The sequence below is a fragment of the Streptomyces sp. NBRC 110028 genome, assembly GCF_001417735.1.
In the GTDB taxonomy this organism is placed as follows: domain Bacteria; phylum Actinomycetota; class Actinomycetes; order Streptomycetales; family Streptomycetaceae; genus Streptomyces.
The window spans coordinates 134,103-148,345 of the sequence record NZ_BBUZ01000026.1 but is presented as its reverse complement, the minus strand read 5'-3'; the positions used below and the strand labels follow the sequence as shown (position 1 = coordinate 148,345).

General features: G+C 71.8%; 15 protein-coding genes and 1 pseudogene. 8 read left to right on the top strand and 8 right to left on the bottom strand.

Features of this window, described 5'->3' with window-relative positions; genetic code table 11:
• The first annotated feature begins 37 nt into the window (after nucleotides 1-37).
• Both ASC60_RS16030 and ASC60_RS16025 read left to right on the top strand, forming a co-directional pair.
• On the top strand, nucleotides 38-241 hold the full coding sequence (locus ASC60_RS16030) for an MbtH family protein (protein WP_055551386.1): 204 nt from the start codon (nucleotides 38-40) through the stop codon (nucleotides 239-241).
• Nucleotides 242-336: 95 nt separating this feature from the next.
• Nucleotides 337-747, top strand: coding sequence for a CoA-binding protein (locus ASC60_RS16025; protein ID WP_055551384.1), 411 nt, complete (start codon nucleotides 337-339; stop codon nucleotides 745-747).
• Nucleotides 748-787: 40 nt separating this feature from the next.
• Here ASC60_RS16025 and ASC60_RS16020 read toward each other — a convergent pair whose 3' ends face one another.
• Both ASC60_RS16020 and ASC60_RS16015 read right to left on the bottom strand, forming a co-directional pair.
• The gene (locus tag ASC60_RS16020) at nucleotides 788-1,342 is read right to left on the bottom strand and encodes a YbaK/EbsC family protein (protein ID WP_055551381.1); all 555 of its coding nucleotides are present in this window, start codon (nucleotides 1,340-1,342) and stop codon (nucleotides 788-790) included.
• A 43-nt stretch (nucleotides 1,343-1,385) separates the two neighbouring features.
• Nucleotides 1,386-1,958 carry a helix-turn-helix domain-containing protein gene (locus ASC60_RS16015; protein WP_055551379.1) on the bottom strand — a complete coding sequence of 191 codons (573 nt, stop codon included), beginning with the start codon at nucleotides 1,956-1,958 and terminating at the stop codon, nucleotides 1,386-1,388.
• A gap of 97 nt (nucleotides 1,959-2,055) precedes the next feature.
• Here ASC60_RS16015 and ASC60_RS16010 point away from each other — a divergent pair, with 97 nt between their 5' ends.
• A complete protein-coding gene (locus tag ASC60_RS16010) occupies nucleotides 2,056-2,922 on the top strand; it encodes an EamA family transporter (RefSeq protein WP_055551377.1) in 867 nt (288 codons plus the stop codon).
• 42 nt (nucleotides 2,923-2,964) lie between these two features.
• Nucleotides 2,965-3,513 (top strand): gamma carbonic anhydrase family protein, encoded by a 549-nt coding sequence (locus ASC60_RS16005; protein ID WP_055551375.1) that lies wholly within the window; start codon nucleotides 2,965-2,967, stop codon nucleotides 3,511-3,513.
• Nucleotides 3,514-3,517: 4 nt separating this feature from the next.
• Here ASC60_RS16005 and ASC60_RS16000 read toward each other — a convergent pair whose 3' ends face one another.
• Nucleotides 3,518-4,222: a DedA family protein gene (locus tag ASC60_RS16000; protein ID WP_055551373.1), complete on the bottom strand. Its 705-nt coding sequence runs from the start codon at nucleotides 4,220-4,222 to the stop codon at nucleotides 3,518-3,520.
• A gap of 193 nt (nucleotides 4,223-4,415) precedes the next feature.
• Nucleotides 4,416-4,868, bottom strand: coding sequence for a DUF4442 domain-containing protein (locus ASC60_RS15995; RefSeq protein ID WP_055551372.1), 453 nt, complete (start codon nucleotides 4,866-4,868; stop codon nucleotides 4,416-4,418).
• Between the two features lie 84 nt (nucleotides 4,869-4,952).
• Between ASC60_RS15995 and ASC60_RS15990 the strand changes: the two genes are divergently transcribed.
• Complete coding sequence (locus ASC60_RS15990) at nucleotides 4,953-6,041, top strand: hypothetical protein (protein WP_055551371.1); 1,089 nt, start codon at nucleotides 4,953-4,955, stop codon at nucleotides 6,039-6,041.
• Between the two features lie 59 nt (nucleotides 6,042-6,100).
• Nucleotides 6,101-7,396 (top strand): MFS transporter, encoded by a 1,296-nt coding sequence (locus tag ASC60_RS15985; protein ID WP_055551370.1) that lies wholly within the window; start codon nucleotides 6,101-6,103, stop codon nucleotides 7,394-7,396.
• A gap of 63 nt (nucleotides 7,397-7,459) precedes the next feature.
• Here the strand turns inward: ASC60_RS15985 and ASC60_RS15980 are convergent, their stop codons facing one another.
• Both ASC60_RS15980 and tuf read right to left on the bottom strand, forming a co-directional pair.
• On the bottom strand, nucleotides 7,460-8,308 hold the full coding sequence (locus ASC60_RS15980) for a spermidine synthase (protein ID WP_055551368.1): 849 nt from the start codon (nucleotides 8,306-8,308) through the stop codon (nucleotides 7,460-7,462).
• Between the two features lie 69 nt (nucleotides 8,309-8,377).
• Nucleotides 8,378-9,559 (bottom strand): elongation factor Tu, encoded by a 1,182-nt coding sequence (gene tuf, locus ASC60_RS15975; protein ID WP_055551819.1) that lies wholly within the window; start codon nucleotides 9,557-9,559, stop codon nucleotides 8,378-8,380.
• A gap of 403 nt (nucleotides 9,560-9,962) precedes the next feature.
• On the opposite strand from tuf, the gene ASC60_RS15970 reads away from it, so the two are divergent.
• On the top strand, nucleotides 9,963-10,667 hold the full coding sequence (locus tag ASC60_RS15970) for a TVP38/TMEM64 family protein (protein WP_079038434.1): 705 nt from the start codon (nucleotides 9,963-9,965) through the stop codon (nucleotides 10,665-10,667).
• 39 nt (nucleotides 10,668-10,706) lie between these two features.
• Here the strand turns inward: ASC60_RS15970 and ASC60_RS39270 are convergent.
• Nucleotides 10,707-11,438 (bottom strand): annotated as a pseudogene (locus ASC60_RS39270) (hypothetical protein).
• A gap of 255 nt (nucleotides 11,439-11,693) precedes the next feature.
• Here ASC60_RS39270 and ASC60_RS15960 point away from each other — a divergent pair.
• The gene (locus ASC60_RS15960) at nucleotides 11,694-12,566 is read left to right on the top strand and encodes an undecaprenyl-diphosphate phosphatase (protein WP_055551365.1); all 873 of its coding nucleotides are present in this window, start codon (nucleotides 11,694-11,696) and stop codon (nucleotides 12,564-12,566) included.
• A 543-nt stretch (nucleotides 12,567-13,109) separates the two neighbouring features.
• On the opposite strand, the gene ASC60_RS15955 is transcribed toward ASC60_RS15960, so the two are convergent.
• A complete protein-coding gene (locus ASC60_RS15955) occupies nucleotides 13,110-14,006 on the bottom strand; it encodes an alpha/beta fold hydrolase (protein ID WP_234356963.1) in 897 nt (298 codons plus the stop codon).
• Nucleotides 14,007-14,243 lie beyond the last annotated feature (237 nt).

The window sequence follows — 14,243 nt, the reverse complement described above, 5'->3', positions numbered from 1 at the left end:
CACGTTCCGTACAGAACGATCGAGGAGAGAACAGCTCATGGACGACAACGCCCGCTACCAGGTGCTCCGCAACGACGAGGACCAGTACTCCCTGTGGCCCGCCGACCTCGACGTACCCGACGGATGGCGGACCGTCGGCAAGGAGGGCACCAAGGAGGAGTGCTCCGCGTACGTCGACGAGGTGTGGACCGACATGCGGCCCCGCAGTCTGCGCGAGCGCATGGCCGAGTCGGGTTCCTGAAGCGGCTCCCCGGCGCCCGCCGGGGAATCTCCGGGGCGCGGTGTCCGTTTCCGCCCGAGGAGGCCGGACGGACACCGCACCCGCAGGAGGCAATCATGTACGGCGACGAAGCGACGATCGCCACGATCCTGGGCGAGCTGGGCGACACCTGGGCGGTCGTGGGCCTGTCCTCCAACCAGGCCCGCGCGGCCTACGGCGTGGCCGGGGTGCTCCAGCGCCACGGCAAGCGCGTCGTGCCCGTACACCCGAAGGCCGAGACGGTGCTCGGCGAGCCCGGCTACGCCGGCCTCGCCGAGATCCCGTTCCCGGTCGACGTGGTCGATGTGTTCGTCAACTCCGAGCTGGCCGGGCCGGTCGCGGACCAGGCGGTGGAGATCGGCGCCAAGGCGGTGTGGTTCCAGCTCGGTGTCGTCGATCCGGCGGCGTACGAGCGGACCCGCGCGGCGGGTCTTGAGATGGTGATGGACCGCTGCCCCGCCATCGAGATCCCCCGGCTGGGCCGGTAACCGGTCGGCGCGCGGCGCGGCGGCCGGCTTTGCCCGGCCGCTATGCGCCCAGCCCCTCCAGCACGACCGCGCCCGGCAGCCCGGCGAGCAGCTTGCCCGGCACGATGAGCTTGCCCCGGCGGCTGCCACTGCCGATGAGCGCGTACGGGATGTCGGCGACGGCGGCGTCCAGCAGCAGCGGCCAGCCGGCGGGCAGCCCGATCGGGGTGATGCCGCCGAATTCCATGCCGCTCTCGCCGGTCGCGGTACTCGTCGGCGCGAACGACGCCTTGCGGGCGCCCAGATGGCGCCGTACGACCCCGTTGACGTCCGCGCGGGTGTGGGCGAGGACCAGGCATGCGGCGAGCGTGGTCTCGCCGCCCCGCTTCCCGGCCACCACCACGCAGTTGGCGGACTGCTCCAGCAGCCAGGAGCCGTAGTGCTCCACGAGCACGGCGGTGTCGGCCTTGTCCGGGTCGGTGTCCACGTAGAGCACCTCCTCCACCGGCTCGGCGCCGCGCCAGTCGCGCAGCGCGCCGGCGACCGGGGCGGCCAGCGACTCCAGGCATTCCACGGCGGGACGGACCTCGCCGAAGGCATCCATCGGGGTACTCATGGCGACAACGTAACAGCCGTACGGGGACCGGGACGGGCTGCGCTCAGCGCGGGGGCGGGATGGACACCGCCAGGGTCATGGTGACGGTCTCCTCGCCGTCGTTGCGGTAGGCGTGCGGCACGTTCGACTCGAAGATCGCCGAGGTGCCGGCGGGCACGGCGTACTCCTGGTCGTCGACCACGAGCGTGAGCTCACCGTCGCGGACGTGCAGCATCTCGACCGTGCCGGGCGGGTGCGGATCCGAGTCGCTGCCGTCGCCCGGCATCAGCCGCCAGTCCCACAGCTCCAGCGGCCCCCGTGCCTCCGTCCCGACGAGCAGCACGGTGTGGCTGCCCGCCTCCGTGGACCACATCCGCACCGCCTGCTCGGGCGGTACGAGCCGCACCCGCGCTTCCTGCTCGTAGTCGAGCAGGGTGGTGATGCTCACGCCGAGCGCGTCGGCGAGCTTCACGGTGGTGCCGACGCTCGGGTTCGTACGGGCCTGCTCGATCTGGATGATCATCCCCCGGCTGACCCCGGCGCGGGCGGCGAGGGCGTCCAGGGTGTAGGCGCGTTCGTTGCGCCAGCGCCTGAGGTTGCGGGCGAGCGACTGCGTGAGCTGATCGAGGTCGGTCACGGCATCCAGTCCAATATCGTAAATGGCGTAGTCGAACAGATTGAACTACGGTGGGGTGTACTCCAGCGTCCATCTCACTGTACGGCGAGGTCTTCCCATGTCCGCACTCTTCGCTCTGGCCACCAGCCTCATGTGGGGGCTGGCCGACTTCGGTGGAGGGCTGCTCACCCGGCGCACCCCCGCGCTCACGGTGGTCGTCGTCTCGCAGGTCATCGCGGTGACCGTGCTCGGCGCGATCGTGGTCGCCACCGGCGGCTGGGCCGAGGCCGGGCCGCAGCTGTGGTTCGCCGCGGCGGCGGGCGTGGTGGGCCCGGCCGCCATGCTCTGCTTCTACCGGGCGCTCGCGCTCGGCCCGATGGGCGTCGTCTCCCCGCTCGGCGCCCTGGGCGGGGTCATGGTGCCGCTCGCGGTCGCGATCGTGCTCGGCGAGCGGCCCGGGCTGCTGCAGCTGGCCGGGGTCGTGGTGGCGGTGGCCGGGGTGGTCCTGGCCGGCGGGCCGCAGAGCGGCGGAGCCCCGGTACAGCGGCAGACCCTGCTGCTCACCCTGGTCGCCGCGCTGGGCTTCGGATCGGTGATGGCGCTGATCGCCGAGGCGTCCTCCACCCTGACCGGGCTCTTCCTCGCGCTGTTCGTGCAGCGGGTGTGCAACGTGGTGGTCGGCGGCACCGCGCTGCTGGTCTCCGTACGGCGCGGCACGCGCGCGCTGCCCGAGGGCGGCCTGCGCGTCGTCGTGGCGACCCTGCCCGCGCTCGCCTTCGTGGGCCTGGCCGACGTCGCCGCCAACGGCACCTACAACCTGGCCGCCCACCACGGGCCGGTCGCCATCGCCGCCGTGCTCGCCTCGCTGTACCCGGTGGTGACCGCGCTCGCCGCCCGCGGGCTGCTGGGCGAGCGGCTGCGCGCGGTGCAGGCGACCGGCGCCGGGCTCGCCCTGGTGGGCGCGGTGCTGCTGACGACGGGCTAACGTGCCGGGAACGGCAGGAATCGCGGACCGAGGGAGACGGCAGTGGCGGAGCGGGCGCTGATCGCGGGAGTGGGCGGCAAGGAGCCGAAGGTCGATCCGGAGGCGTTCACCGCCCCGACCTCCGTGGTGATCGGCGATGTGTCGGTGGCCGCGGGGGCGAGCGTCTGGTACCACGCCGTCCTGCGCGGCGACTCCGAGTCGATCAGCGTGGGCGCGCACAGCAACATCCAGGACAACTGCACCGTGCACGCCGACCCCGGCTTCCCCGCCACGGTCGGCGAGCGGGTCACGGTGGGCCACAACGCGGTGCTGCACGGCTGCACCGTCGAGGACGACGTCCTGGTCGGCATGGGCGCCACGGTGCTGAACGGCGCGCACATCGGGGCGGGCTCGCTGATCGCCGCCCAGGCGCTGGTGCCGCAGGGGATGCGGGTGCCGCCGGGCTCGCTGGTCGCGGGCGTTCCGGCGAAGGTCAGGCGCGAGCTGACCGGGGAGGAGCGGGAGCACGTCCGGCTGAACGCCGAGGGCTATGTGGAACTGGCCCGCCACCACCGCGCGGCGGCGGAGGAGCGGGCCGGCAAAACGGAGTGACGGGCTACTCGGCGGCCGGGACGGGCTCCGGCTCGGCCGCCTCCGCCCCGGACCCGGAACCGCCGACCGCGACCGGCTGTTCGGCGGCCCGCCGCCGAGCCTTCTCCTGCACCTTCCTCGTACGCCACTTCATCACCAGCATCGAGCCGAGCCCGAAGCACAGCGCGGCCACGAGCCCGAGGTAGGAGAAGCGCTTGAGCCAGTCCTCGGCGACCTTCCCGACGGAGTAGATGACCGCGGTGGTGCCGCCCGCCCAGACGATGCCGCCGAGCACGTTGGCGATGGCGAACTTCCAGTACGGCATGCGCAGCACCCCGGCGAGGGGGCCCGCGAAGATGCGCAGCAGCGCGATGAAGCGGCCCACGAAGACCGCCCACATGCCCCACTTCTGGAAGGACCGCTCGGCGGACGCCACCTGATCGGCGCCGAAGTGCTTGGGGAATTTGCGCCCCAGCCATTCGAGCAGGGGCTTGCCGCCCTTGCGGCCGATGAGATAGCCGATGGAGTCGCCGATCACGGCACCCGCGATGGCGCAGGCCCCGAGGATGTACGGGTTGATGTGGTCCTGCGACGCCGCCAGCAGCGAGGCGGTGACGAGGATGATCTCTCCGGGGAGCGGGATGCCCAGGCTTTCGAGGCCGATGACCAGCCCGACGAGCAGATACACACTGATCGCGGGTACGGTCGCGAGCCATTCCTCGATGTGCAACGCCGGTTCCCTCCCGTATGCCGATCCATGGTCGGCGCACGCCCGATCGAGCGCACTTCGGGAAGCGTACTCAATCGGCGCGTCCGCCACATTCCACCATGCGTGGCCCCGGCCACATCGGCGCGCCGGAGGGCCCCGTACGAGGGGGAGACACCCCTGTACGAGCGGCCCGCGCGGTGAGGGAGGCCGCCGCTCAGTCCTGCGGCCGCAGCGTCCAGGTGACGGACATCTCCCCGGTGACCGCTCCGTCCTCGCGCGTGATCTCGATCCGTACGGGGAATTCGGGGCGCTCTCCCGCGTCGAGCGCGGCCACCACCTCGGCCGCCGGCCGGCCGAGCCGGGCGGTCGCGGTGACCGGCCCCTTGGCGAGCTTCTTGTACTCGATCCCGGCGCGCACGGCCAGCGGTACGGCGCGCCGGAGCTGGTCGCCGAAGGCGGCGAGCACGACCGCGCCGGACGCGGATTCGGCCAGGGTGAACATCGCCCCCGCGTGCGGTCCGCCGACGTGGTTGTGCAGCTCGGGCTGGTCGGGCAGGCGCACCACGGCGCGTTCGGCTGACGCCTCGATGAACTCCAGGTTCAGGGTGCGCACCATGGGCACGGTGGCCGCGAGCATGTCGCCGATGGACGGCGGTGTCTCTGACATGCCCCGGAAGTTACCATCCAGTAGCACATTCGGGAACGGGGTGGCCGTAGCCGCTCCCGGCGACCCCCTCTATCGTTATCGGCCATGTGGCCAGGACAGCAGCCGCCCGGGGGCGAGCACAATCCGCAGGATCAGAACCCCTATCAGCAACCGGGGTATCAACAACCCAACCCGTACCAGCAACCGGGCTACCAGCAGCCGAATCCGTATCAGCAGCCACAGCCGGGCTACCCCGGCCACCCGCCGGGACCGCCGGGACCGCAACCGGGCTACGGACCACCGCAGAACCAGCCCGCACACGGCTGGAACACGCCGTCCGGACCGGCCGGGCCACCTCAGCCCCCGCAGCCGCCGCGGAAGAAGCGCACGGCGACCATCGCGATCGTCGCCGCGGTGGCGGTCGTCGCGGCGGCCGTGATCACCGGCGTCGTCGTCCTGAACCAGGGCGACGACAAGGACGACCAGGCGAAGGACGGCGGGAAGCCCGCCGCCTCCGCGTCCTCCGCCGCCTCCTCCGCCCCGACCGAGGACCCCTCCGCGGGCGGCGAGGACAATCCGCGCGCGGGCGGCGACGCGCCCGAGATGAAGCCGGTGATATCCGGCTGGCAGACGGTCGTCAGCCCCAAGCGGCACGACGCCTTCGACGTGCCCGCGAACTGGACGGTGAAGAAGCCGGACCTGAGCATCGGCTTCGAGGACGAGAAGGGCAACCCGCTCGTCATCATGTCCGCCCCGGCCAAGTACAAGGAAAACGCCTGCACGGTCAAGGGCAAGGACGGCGAGGAGGAGACCAGCGGCATCGCCGGGGTCGGCACCAAGGGCGCGCAGGGCGCCAAGACCGAGGCCTCCGCCGCCAAGACCGAGGCCGAGAACTGGGTGTTCGCCGCCTTCGACCAGAAGCAGACCGGCACCCGCAAGGTCACCGACGCCAAGCCGTTCAAGAGCGAGCACGGGCTCAAGGGCTACACCTCCACGGCCACGGTCACCGGCGTCAAGAAGACCGACAAGTGCGTCACGGACGGCAAGGCGGTCACCGTCACCTACACGGACGTCAACGGCGACTTCGCGACCTGGGTGCTCTACTCCGCCAAGGGCGTCAAGGACGAGGTCCCGGACGCCACCATCAAGAAGATCATGAGCACGCTGCGTCCGGTGAAGTCCGAGGGCTCCTGATCGACGCTGCCGGAATCGGGTTGGACACCGGGGGCCCGCCCCCGGGATAGTTCGGCCGCGTGACCACTCCCCCGGCTCCGCGTCCCCGACGGCACCGCCCCGCCTGGGCGGGCCGCAACTACACCCTGCTGACCGCCGCCGCGATGGTGACGGGCCTCGGAAACTCCGGGGCCCTCATCGCGGCCGCGTTCGCGGTGCTGGACGCGGGCGGGGACGGCGGCGACGTCGGGCTGGTCGCCGCGGCCCGTACCGTTCCGCTCGTCGCCTTCCTGCTGATCGGCGGCGCGTTGGCGGACCGGCTGCCGCGGCACCGGGTGATGGTCGCGGCCAACGCCCTCAACTGCGCCTCGCAGGGCGTCTTCGCGGTGCTCGTGCTCACCGGCGAGGCGCGGCTATGGCAGATGGCCGTGCTCGCCGCGCTCAGCGGCACCGGGCAGGCGTTCTTCAGCCCCGCCGCCGAGGGCATGCTGCTCTCCAGCGTCACCGCCGAACAGTCCGCCCGCGCCTTCGCGTTGTTCCGGATGGGCATCAACGGCGCGCAGATCGGCGGTGCCGCGCTGGGCGGCGCGCTGGTGGCGGTCGCCGGCCCGGGCTGGGTGCTGGCCGTCGACGCCGCCGCCTTCGCCGCCGCCGGGGCGCTGCGCACCCTGCTCGACGTCAGCCACATCGCACCGCGCGAACCCGGCGGCGGCATGCTGCGCGATCTGCGCGAGGGCTGGCGGGAGTTCACCGGACGGCCCTGGCTGTGGACCATCGTGCTGCAGTTCTCGGTCGTCAACGCCGTGGTGGCCGCTGCCGAGGCGGTGTACGGGCCGCTGGTCTCCGAGGAGCAGCTGGGCGGGGCGCGGCCCTGGGGGTTCGCGCTCGCGGCGTTCGGCGCGGGCACCGTCGTCGGCGGGCTGACGATGACCCGCTGGAGACCGCGCCGCCTGCTGCTCCCGGGCATCCTGTGCGTGCTGCCCCTCGCCCTGCCGTCGGCCGCGCTCGCCGTCCCGCTGTCCGCGCCCGCGCTGTGGGCGGTGATGTTCGTCGCCGGAGCGTCGGTCGAGGTGTTCGGGGTGTCCTGGATGACCGCCCTGCACCAGGAGATCCCCGAGGACAAGCTGTCTCGGGTGGCGGCGTACGACTCGATCGGCTCCATGGCCCTGGTCCCCCTCGCCACCGCCCTCGCGGGCCCCGCCGACAGCGCCTTCGGGCGGTCCGCCGCGCTGTGGGGCTGCTCGTCGCTGATCCTGCTGCTGACCCTGGCGGTGCTGTGCGTACCGGACGTACGGCGGCTGCGGCGCCGCCAACCGGCCCCGGTCGCCGAGGGAATGCCCGCCACCGAACGGGCGGCGGCGCCGGAAAAGCTCTGAGGGCCGCTCCTCACGTGCCCTACGGGCGCCCCCGGCCGGCCGCTGCGGACGTGGCCCCTGCCGTCACCCGACGCTGAACGCCCCGCCCGGCGGCTCCGGCGAGGGCACCGCGTCCTCGTCCCCCACCGGCACCGCGTCGCCCGTGAAGCGCTCCAGGGCCGCCCCGTGCTCCACCCGCGCCGGAAACGCGTCGGCCGCGGTACGCCGCGCCAGCACCCCGACCGGCAGTTCGCCCCGCGAGGCCACCAGCACCGCGTTCCCGAACCGGCGGCCGCGCAGCACCGCGGGCTCCGCGATCAGGCACAGGTGCGCGAACACGGCGCGGAACGTGGCCAGCTGGGAGCGGAGGAAGGTGAACGGCGCGCTGTCGGCGAGGTTGGCCGCGTAGACGCCGCCGGGGCGCAGCACCCGGGCCGCGGCGCGCGCGTACGCGACGGAGGTCAGATGCGCGGGCACCCGGGAGCCGCCGAACACATCGGCCACGATGACATCGGCGGACGCCTCCGGCGCGGCCTCCAGCGCGGCGCGGGCGTCCGCCCGGCGCACCGTGATGCCCGCGCCGCCCGGCGGCAGCGGCAGCCGCTCGGCGACCAGTTCCAGCAGTCCGCCGTCGGCCTCGATCACCCGCTGCCGGGAGCCGGGCCGGGTGGCGGCCAGATAGCGGGGCAGGGTCAGCGCCCCGCCGCCCAGGTGCAGGGCGTCCAGTGGAGCGCCGGGCTCGCCGGTCCCGTCGAGGACATGGGCGAGCCGGCGCGCGTACTCGAACTCCAGGTGACCGGGGTCGTCCAGGTCGACGTACGACTGGGGCGCGCCGTCCACCGTGAGCAGCCAGGCGCGCGGGCGGTCCAGGTCCGGCATCAGCTTGGCGGTGCCGTGGTCCACGGCCCGGGTCACGGGTATCGGCTCGTTCACCGTCCCATTGTGCCGTCCCCGGCAGGTCACGGCTCCCGCTCGCCGGTGGGGCGAGCGGGAGCACCGGCCCTACGGCCGGCCGGGCACGGTGAGCACCGTGCCCGCGCCCACCGTGCGGCCGCCCTCGCGGATCGCGAAGCCGAGCCCCGGCTCCAGCGGCACCGCGCGGCCCAGCTCCACCGTCAGGGTGACGGTGTCACCGGGGCGGGCCACCCCGGCGGCCCCGAGGTCCACCTCGCCGACCACATCGGCCGTACGCAGGTAGAACTGCGGCCGGTAGCCGGTCACCACCGGGGTACGGCGGCCGCCCTCGGCCGCCGACAGCACGTACACGCTCGCGGTGAAGCGCCGCCGGGGCACGACGCTGCCGGGCGCCGCGACCACCTGGCCGCGGCGCACCGCGTCCCGGGCCACCCCGCGCAGCAGCAGCGCCACGTTGTCGCCCGCCTCGGCAAACTCCATGGGTTTGCCGAAGGTCTCGACGCCGGTGACGACCGTCGTCACGTCCGCGCCCAGCACCTCGACGCGGTCGCCGACGCGTACCGTGCCACGCTCGACGGCACCGGTGACCACGGTGCCGCGGCCGGTGATGGTCAGCGTGTTCTCCACCGGCAGCAGGAACGGGGCGTCGGTGTGGCGCACCGGGGTGGGTACGTAGATGTCGACGGCGTCGAGCAGCGCCTCGATGGCGCCGGTCCAGCGCGGGTCGCCCTCCAGCGCGCGCAGCCCGGAGACCCGTACCACCGGCGTGGTCTCGCCGGGGTAGCCGTGCGCGGACAGCAGCTCGCGCACCTCCAGTTCGACCAGGTCGGTGAGTTCGGGGTCGCCCGCGTCGGCCTTGTTGAGGGCGACGACGATGTGGTCGACCCCCACCTGGCGGGCGAGCAGCACGTGTTCGGCGGTCTGCGGCATGACGCCGTCGAGCGCCGAGACGACGAGGATGGCGCCGTCGAGCTGGGCCGCGCCGGTCACCATGTTCTTGATGAAGTCGGCGTGGCCGGGCATGTCGACGTGCGCGTAGTGCCGGGTGTCGCTCTCGTACTCGACGTGCGCGATGTTGATGGTGATGCCGCGCGCGGCCTCCTCCGGCGCCCGGTCGATGCGGTCGAACGGCACATAGGTGCCGCCGGGGCCGCGCTCGCTGAGGACCTTGGTGATGGCGGCGGTGAGCGTGGTCTTGCCGTGGTCGACGTGTCCCATGGTGCCGATGTTCAGATGCGGCTTGGTGCGCTTGTAGGCCGGCTTGGACACCTTGGGCAGCTTGGACGTGGCGGACATGCGGGCTGTTCCTCCTCGGAACGACAAGGGAAGCGCGGACCCCGGTGCCCGGCCGACCCTCCCCTGGCGGGGTCCGTCGGAGTGGTCCGAGGAGGGTCAGCTTCGAGCGCTGTCGAGGAGGGCGGCAGCCTTCGGCGCGTCCGCGACAGCGGACGGCATCACGAGGAAGGCATACCGGAACATGCCGTGATCATTGCGTACCGTTCGGTCCCGGTCGAATGGTTTTCGGGGCCCACGGGGCCGGTGTGATGCCTGTGAACCCCTGGCGTCCGGGAGTCGGTCGTCCGGATCGGCCCGCGTATCAACGGGGCGACAACCAGCCGACGAGCGAACGACATCACAGCGTTGCCCCGGCCCGGTCGGTTACGCTCCCCCGATGCTCGATGTCGCCGCCCCCTCCCCGAAAACGGCCGTGCGCCGCACCCGCGCCGTGCTGTTCTCGCCGTGGTCACGGCTGGGGCTGCTCGCCGCGCTGCTGGCCGGTTCCGCGACCGCGGTGTGGCTGTGGCAGCCGCAGCGGCTGCTGGCGGACGGCTGGCCGCCGCAGCTGTCGGGGGCGGCGGCCGTGGTGCTGTTCGCGGCCGCGTACGGGCTGTGCACCGCCGCGCTGGTGCCCAGGCCGCTGCTGAACCTGGCGGCTGGTGTGCTGCTCGGCGCCCAGACCGGTCTCGCCGCGGCCGTCGCCGGTACGGTGCTCGGCGCCGGGATCTCCTTCGGCCTGGGCAGACTGCTGGGGCAGGACGCGCTGCGCCCGCTGCTGCGGGGCCGCTGGCTGGGCGCGGCCGACCGGCAGCTGAGCCGGCACGGTTTCCGCTCCATGCTGGCGATCCGGCTCTTCCCGGGCGTACCGTTCGCCGCCGCGAACTACTGCGCGGCGATCTCGCGGATGGGCTGGCCGGCGTTCCTGCTGGCAACGGGGCTCGGCTGTGTGCCGAACACGGCGGCGTACGTGGTGGCGGGCGGCCACGCGGCCACGCCCACCTCGCCCGTCTTCCTGATCGCGCTGACCTGTATCGCCGTACCCGCCCTCGCCGGGCTCGTCATGGCCTGGCGCAAGCGCGGCAGGCTACGGGGCACCTGAGCGGGCCCCTGCACGCTCAGGGGCGGGGTGCGCGACGGCTCAGTGCGGTTTCGCCGCGGCGCGCGCGGACAGCGGCTCGGCGACGTCCTCCAGCGAGCGCTGTTCCGCCGGTACGGCCAGGAAGGCGGCCACCACCCCGGCCACGACCATCAGCGACGCCCCGGTACAGAAGGCCAGGACCGTGTCCCCGACGACCCCGCTCCGCGTCACCTCGGCGAAGATCAGCGGGCCGCTGATCTTCGCCGGCCGCCGTGCCGATGGCGTGGAAGAAGGCGATGGCCAGGGCGCGCGTCTCCATCGGGAAGACCTCGCCGGCCGTCGGATACGCGGAACTCGCGCCCGCCGAGGCGAAGAAGAGGACCACGCATCAGCAGCCCTTCGTGGCCGCCGCGTCGAGCCGGCCCCGGCCGAACATCCAGGCGGTGACGAACAGCGGCGCACCGGAGAGGACATACGTCCCCGCGATCATCGATGTCGACGCCCAGCGCCGGCGGTGCCGGCCCCGGCGACAGGGAGCGCCGCCGCCATGCCCGTCACCTGGGCGCCGGTGATGGGCAGCCCGCCGCCGGGCTCGGAGAGGCGGCTGGCGATGTTGCCGACGACCGTCACTTCCAGGCCGTCCAGGATCCATACGGTGCCCAGGCCGATGACGACCATCCCGTGCCGGCTAAACCAGGGGAGCCGGTCCAGCCGCGCGGGAACCTTGGTGGTGACGATCGCGGCGTCCCCGTCCCGGGGTGGCCGTGACGCCTCCGGCCCGGTGGTGGTCATGTGGCTCCTCGGCGGCTGCTGGGCGGCGTTCGGTGAGCGCATTCCGAACGCACTCCGAAAGACCGCCGAGTACCCCTGCCCTATGGGTAAACCGGCCTTCGGGCCGGGCCCTTGGCAGGCCGTTCGCCCGGGGACGCTACGCTGCCACCACAACCGGTCGCCGATCCCCGGCGGCCGGCCTTCCCCTCGGCCGCCCCGCCTGTTCCGGCATGCCCCGGAACAGCGCATGATCAGCCTTTGGATAGCGTAGACGCAATGTCGTGGTTTGAATCTTTCATCCTCGGGCTGGTCCAGGGGCTGACCGAGTTTCTTCCGATCTCCTCCAGCGCCCATCTGCGCCTCACGGCCGCCTTCGCGGGCTGGAGCGACCCTGGCCCAGCCTTCACCGCGATCACCCAGATAGGCACCGAGCTGGCGGTGCTCATCTACTTCCGCAAGGACATAGCCCGGATCGTCAGCGCCTGGTTCCGCTCCCTGTTCAACAAGGAGTGGCGCGGCGACCACGACGCCCAGATGGGCTGGCTGGTGATCGTCGGTTCGATCCCGATCGGCGTGCTCGGCCTCACGCTCCAGGACGCGATCGAGGGCCCGTTCCGCGATCTGCGGCTCATCGCCACCACCCTCATCGTCATGGGCGTCGTGCTCGGCTACGCGGACCGGCGGGCCGCACGCGAAGAGACGGGCGGCAAGCACCGCGTCGCCAAGCAGCGCAAGTCGCTGCAGGAGCTGAGCGTCCGGGACGGACTGATATACGGCATATGCCAGGCGATGGCGCTCGTCCCCGGTGTCTCCCGCTCCGGCGCGACCATCAGCGGTGGTCTGCTCATGGGCTACACCCGCGAGGCCGCGGCCCGCTACTCCTTCCTCCTCGCCGTCCCGGCCGTACTGGCCTCCGGGGCCTTCGAGCTGAAGGACGCGTCCGAGGGGCACACCGAGTGGGGTCCGACGATCTTCGCGACCGTCATCGCCTTCGTCGTCGGTTATGCCGTCATCGCCTGGTTCATGAAGTTCATCTCCAGCAAGAGCTTCATGCCGTTCGTGATCTACCGCATCCTGCTCGGAATCCTGCTGTTCGTGCTGGTGGGAGCAGGTTTCCTGAGCCCGCACGCGGGCGAATCCGGCGGCTGAACCAGGGCCGTACAGGTAGCGCTATCTAGCATTTCCTAGCGCCTGATTGCAGCACCACGCCATGATCATCTCCCACTTGTCTCCCACTCATCTCCCACCGGGGAGGCGGGATACACCCCACTCGCATCTAATGTTTGGGATAGAGGTGGCGCAGTTTGATGCGTGCATCGTGGGTGGTGAACTGCCAGCGCCCAACCACTTCACGGCCCGTCCACCCGCCCAGTGGACGGGCCGTCCCACGAGACCACCCACGGGACCACGGCTGTGTCCACACCACGAGGCGGCATGAGGGCTGCCGAAGTACAAGGCCGATCTCAGCTGCACAGCCCGTTGGCGGATCCGTGAGCAGTGCGATTGGCGGATGTCTCATCGCCTCGGAATTCCGCTCGGTGGCTTTGCCCACCAGAATGGACCGCAGTTGTTCAGCGATTCGGGAGGCAGTGAGGGCCGGGCGGCGATTCGAACTATTCGCGAGTCCGGACAGCGCTGATGCGGCTCGTTCACGTGCGGGGATGTTGTGCCGTGGCCACGGAGGTCGGCGTGTCAGCCCTGTGTGGTCGCCATCTTCTCGATCTCCTTGAGCACGAGGGCGGGCCGGTCCTTCGGAACGTCGTGCGAGCTTCCCGTCGCGGTGACCAGGGCCCGGTTCGGCCCCTGGCGCGCGAACGTCGCGGCGGCGTCCCGCCAGCGCTGGGCGTCCTCGGGCGATCCGTCGAACGGGGTCTTCTCCGACACGATGACGGTCGCGGGAACGGTGTCGGGCCACGAGACCTGGTGGTATGCCTTGTGCATCGGTGCGTAGCTCTCCGCCGTGGAGATCATCTGCTTGTTCTGCGGCTTGGAAGGCTCCTTCTTCGCCGCGTCGACCGCGGGCTGGTTGGCGGCGACGATGCGGGCGATCTCCTCGTCCGTATACAGAGGGGGCAGGCTCGCGTCGACCAGCACGGAGCCGGACACCAGCCCGGGGTTCTGCTTGGTGAGGTAGGTGGCGATCTCGCCTGCCTGTGAGTGGGACACGAGTATCACGTCCCTGGTCACGCCGAGCTTCCGCAAGCCCGTCTTCAAATCGCTGACCGCGAGTTCCACCTGCCACGGTCCGGCGACTGCCTCGCTCTGGCCCAGACCGGCCCGGTCATAGGTGATGATCTTGGCGCCGGTGGCTGTGTGAAGTTTGGGGACGACATCCTTCCAGTAGGAGGAGTCCTCGCCGCCGCCGGCGTCCAGGACGATGACGGGGCCGCTTCCCCCCGTGACGTGGAAGGCGAGGCGGTGACCCTCGTTCTCGATCATGTGCAGCTTGGCCACCCCCGCTGTACCGTGCGTCCCGGGGGTCGCAGAGGCGGAAGCCGAGAAGGCCGAGGAGGTGTGCGCAGAGGATTCCTCGTCAGCGCAGGCTGTGACGACACCGGCGGTGACGGCCAGCAGGACGATGCCGGACATCGCGCCGCGTATGCGTCGACAGGAAAGGCGGGGACGTGTCATGACTGATCCCTGGAAACTGGTGCTTCGGTGTGTTCGGACAAAAAGAATTCTTCGTCCTTCATCGGATGGAGGACATCCGGCCACCATGCCGATCAGTGGTGTCGCTGATGCCACCGAGAAGGGTGGAGTCAACCCCCGACACCCATGAAAGCGGTATCGGCACCCGGCCGCAGCCACGGCCGGGACCATTGGTCG